Here is a 2,297-nt window from a genome sequence, read left to right as displayed (position 1 = left end):
TGTTGCACAGCGAGCAGCCCAAACCATCCGTTCGGCGCTGGCCCAGCTCGGGCAACAACCCGCGATGGGGCGTCCTATTGAAGGGCTCCCGGAGGTGTTCCGCGAGTGGGTTATCCCCTTTGGGGACAGTGGTTATCTGGCGCGTTACCGCCTAGAGGGCGAAACCGTAGTGATCTTGGCTCTGCGTCACCAGCGCGAAGCCGGGTTTATTTAGGTCAGGGAGGTGTAATGGGTGGTTTGAACTGGGAAAAAGCTACTAAAAACGCTAAGGCAGACAAGCGAGCTACAGGGCTGGATCTCCTCCGCAACCCTGCTGATGAGATGAGCGAAATTACTCGGTTGCAGCAGGCTCGGCAGAAGAAGAACAGACCTACCCCAAGGGCAAAACTGGACGTTGTAGACGTAGCTCCTGAACTTGCAGGGCAAGCGGTGGGCGAGGCAATACAAAGGGGTCGGTTGATTGATAAGGCGTTAACCTTTGAAGAGCGCAAGGCGGCGGCATTAAAGCGTCACGCAGAGAAAACAGGTAAGACCTTGCCAGAGCCCAATAAGCCACAGAGCAAGAAGGTGCAGCACAAGGCCGATCAGGCAGAGAAAAAGCAACGAAGAGCAGCCAAGGCAGAACGAAGCAAGCAGCGGGCTGAATGGCGCAAGACTTTGCCGCCGGAGCAGGCTGAAGCGAAGATTAATCAGCTCAAAGCGGAAACCAAAGCCGCACGGAAGAACCGGGTGCCGGTTGACGACACTCCACCGTGGTAAACGAGAACCAAGATATGCAAGGTGATTTGGACCAAGAGGCTTGGGAGCGCTCACACATTGAGGCTGCATTGAGTGAGGCAGATACTGGTGACTTTTTGCCGGAAAAAGAGATGGCAGCGAAGTTCAATCAGTTGGGCCAGCGGAAAAACGCAGAGGCCGACCGTTGGAAGCTTGAGAACCATGAGGCCATCCAAGAACTGAATCGGATAGTCGAAGAGCGCGGCTTATTTTCCGATGGATTATTTGATGTCGAGCAGGTCATGGAGAGGGTTAGCAATGGAGAAGAGACCCTGCACTCACTGGACGATGTAGAACGAGAGTTAGGCTTTGATATTAGCGGGGAGTGACTGATGCGTAGACTGCCTAATAAATACGAGAGGTGCATCTTGTATCAGGGAGCTAAAGACGAGGCGTTTGCTTCACCTGGTGAAGAGTATGCAGCCGCATTTTATTGGTTATCGCGTATCGACTGGCTCGATTTAGACGAGGCCAAGGTGATTGCCCAGCAAGCATCAGAGAGAGTTATTGCAGTTCACGCATCAAGTAATTCAGATGGGGATGATGCAATTTTCGCTGTCGTTCGTGAGCGTTTGACCAGCCCAAAGAAGGGGGTCAGGAAGCATCTTGGAGAGCTGTGAAACTACTGGGATAGGTAACGTTGCCGAGGCAAAGTTAGTGCTGTAACGTATTGCCCAGAAAAGACAAACCCCGAACTACTGCGTTTCATCTTGGCGGAGGAAACAGTAATTCGGGGCCGTTCACAAAGAACAGGGAAAGCATAACACATGCAAGATATCAGACAACCCAGAACCGCCAATAAGGCGGTTAGCATTGCTAGGTAACTTCAAGCAACTCCTGCCCGAATTTGTCGAGTGTCAGCCCGTTAAGGGCGGCCCTACCTACTGGCTACCTCGCGATAGCGCCATGCAGATCGAACGCATCAGGGCGCATCTCAATGACCGTCATTGGCTGATGGTCGATCATGACAGTTCGCCAACTGTTCATGCCCACACCCTGTACGACATCGAGCCGAACGTGGTGGTCTACAACCAGACCAATCCCCATCGGCACCAAGCCTTCTGGCTGCTGAAAGACCCGGTTTATTGCCAGCCTGAGGTACGCGAGCGCCAGCCGTACCGCTATCTGACGGCCATCGAGGCCGCCTATGACGAGCATTACGGGGCCGATCTTTGCTTTGCGCGTCACATCCATCGTAACCCCTGCGCCTTCATCAACGATACAGACTGGCGGCACTGGCGGACACACACGCTTTCCGAGTTGGCTGAACCGGTGAATCTGTCGGTACGGCGAGCCAAGGCACTGGACCACTCCATAAACGCCCCTGATGGCCGTAATAACGCTTTGTTTGATGAGATGAGGCGATGGGCTTACCCACAGGTAGAAATCGCTCGTAGCGCGTCCTATGAGGGGAGCCCGCAGAATTCGGAAAAAATCGTACGCTAAGGTTTTCCGGGCATCCGTAAGGGCCGAAACTTCCCGTCTTCCAGTCTGCGGCTCTGCCGCCAGACGTAATCGCC

5 protein-coding genes are annotated in these 2,297 nt (G+C 53.9%); all 5 read left to right on the top strand.

Translation table 11 applies throughout. From position 1 onward, the window contains the following. The coding region (locus tag PG883_RS23235) for a type II toxin-antitoxin system RelE/ParE family toxin (RefSeq protein WP_270808417.1) at positions 1–214 on the top strand (214 nt) is incomplete at its 5' end. 14 nt (positions 215–228) lie between these two features. Next, positions 229–759: a hypothetical protein gene (locus tag PG883_RS23230; protein WP_043849768.1), complete on the top strand. Its 531-nt coding sequence runs from the start codon at positions 229–231 to the stop codon at positions 757–759. Positions 760–773: 14 nt separating this feature from the next. Next, positions 774–1,106 carry a type II toxin-antitoxin system CcdA family antitoxin gene (locus PG883_RS23225; RefSeq protein WP_052497043.1) on the top strand — a complete coding sequence of 111 codons (333 nt, stop codon included), beginning with the start codon at positions 774–776 and terminating at the stop codon, positions 1,104–1,106. A gap of 3 nt (positions 1,107–1,109) precedes the next feature. Further along, the gene (locus PG883_RS23220) at positions 1,110–1,397 is read left to right on the top strand and encodes a hypothetical protein (RefSeq protein WP_043849767.1); all 288 of its coding nucleotides are present in this window, start codon (positions 1,110–1,112) and stop codon (positions 1,395–1,397) included. 286 nt (positions 1,398–1,683) lie between these two features. Beyond that, entirely contained in the window at positions 1,684–2,223 is a 540-nt protein-coding gene (locus PG883_RS23215) for a replication initiation protein (RefSeq protein WP_394853918.1), read from the top strand. The last annotated feature ends 74 nt before the right edge of the window (positions 2,224–2,297 follow it).

Source organism: Aeromonas sp. QDB25 (assembly GCF_027707725.1).
Lineage (GTDB): Bacteria > Pseudomonadota > Gammaproteobacteria > Enterobacterales > Aeromonadaceae > Aeromonas > Aeromonas caviae.
This window is presented reverse-complemented; position numbering and strand designations above follow the sequence as displayed.

Excerpts from the sequence above, each read along its gene's own strand:
- PG883_RS23230 (WP_043849768.1), top strand. The coding sequence starts at position 229 with ATGGGTGGTTTGAACTGGGAAAAAGCTACTAAAAACGCTAAGGCAGAC.
- PG883_RS23220 (WP_043849767.1), top strand. The coding sequence starts at position 1,110 with ATGCGTAGACTGCCTAATAAATACGAGAGGTGCATCTTGTATCAGGGA.
- PG883_RS23225 (WP_052497043.1), top strand. The coding sequence starts at position 774 with ATGCAAGGTGATTTGGACCAAGAGGCTTGGGAGCGCTCACACATTGAG.
- PG883_RS23215 (WP_394853918.1), top strand. The coding sequence starts at position 1,684 with ATGCAGATCGAACGCATCAGGGCGCATCTCAATGACCGTCATTGGCTG.